The following is a 1,217-nucleotide window of genomic DNA, read 5'->3' as shown; positions in this document are numbered from 1 at the left end:
GGGCAGAGTGCGAGCCGGGGGCAGGCAGGGCCAGGTCGACCGCGCGGGCGGTCAGGCTCTGCCCGCCCGCCGCCAGGACGGCCGGGTACTCGGTGGTCCACGGGGCATCCGACATGACGGTCAGCGCATACTGGCCCGATGCCTTCGGGACGAACTCCAGTTGCTTCCCGGCGGGCAGGGACACTGTTACATCCCGCGCAGAAACAGACACCTGGCCGGTGTTCACCAGCTGCACCGCCGGGTATCCCGGAGCGCCTCCGGGATCCAGGTACTGGGGGTAGCCGGCGGCCGGGGACACCGAGAAGGCTCCCGTATCCCCGCCGGGCCCGCCCGTACCGCCGGAACCGACAGAGAAGTCCACCACCGCGGACTGCGAGAAGCCCCCGGCGCTGTCATGCGCGGTCACCGCCACCGTATGCGGGCCCTCCCCCCACGGCTGCCCGTCATCCCGCATAAACGACCACCCCGACGTCGCCGGGTTCACCCCTACTCCCGCGGCGACCTGTACGGAGCCTTCTGCCGCGGACACGCTGACCGCACCGGCGGCAGTCCCCCCGAACACCACCCGCGGATCCGGCTGCACTGAGCCCTCCCCCGGAGTGATGACCACCGGAGCGGCAAGACCGCCCGGACCACCGGCCTGCAGCGGGTCATCAACGTCCTTGACCGTCCAGAGGTATCCGTCGTAGCCCACGACGTAAGCCACGCCGGCCGCATCGATCTTGACGTCCCGGGCACTGCCGAGGTTGAAGACCGACAGGTCCGTGTCACGCGATACCGTCAGCCCGCCAGCGACGCCGCCTGCCGCGGTCCCGCCGTCCAGCACGATACGCCACAGGTCGCCATTTGTGCAGATTATGTAAAGATACTTGTAGATGTTACCGGGTCCCGAATTTGGCCGCAGGAACATATGGCACGGATTCGTCATACCCTTGGCGATCAAGGTTTTATCGCCGCCGCCCACCGGCACCTTGTAAAGCTCCCCGCGAGTATAGTTTGCGGCATATACATTCGCTTCACCGTCAGGGTCGATGGCGACAGAATAGCAATACGCGAGGCCCGTAGCAATGGGCGTCTTGCTGGAGGACCCCGCCTCCAGATCGACCCAGTACACCTCGCCTCTCTCGGTGCCTACCGCCCCGTTCCCGCCGTCGGCAGTTACCGCGATGTCGGTAGGGTAGGGCGTCGCGTAAACCTGCTGGAGCACCTTCCTCACC

General features: G+C 67.0%; 1 pseudogene. It reads right to left on the bottom strand.

Annotation, left to right across the window (positions count from 1 at the left end):
- Positions 1 to 1,207 (bottom strand): annotated as a pseudogene (locus tag ACFVX9_RS39870) (hypothetical protein); the annotation flags it as partial.
- Positions 1,208 to 1,217 lie beyond the last annotated feature (10 nt).

Origin of the sequence: Kitasatospora sp. NPDC058243 (assembly GCF_042882025.1) — a bacterium.
In the GTDB taxonomy this organism is placed as follows: domain Bacteria; phylum Actinomycetota; class Actinomycetes; order Streptomycetales; family Streptomycetaceae; genus Kitasatospora.
Note: the sequence above shows the minus strand (reverse complement) of the source record. Positions and strands in the feature narration are given on the sequence as shown.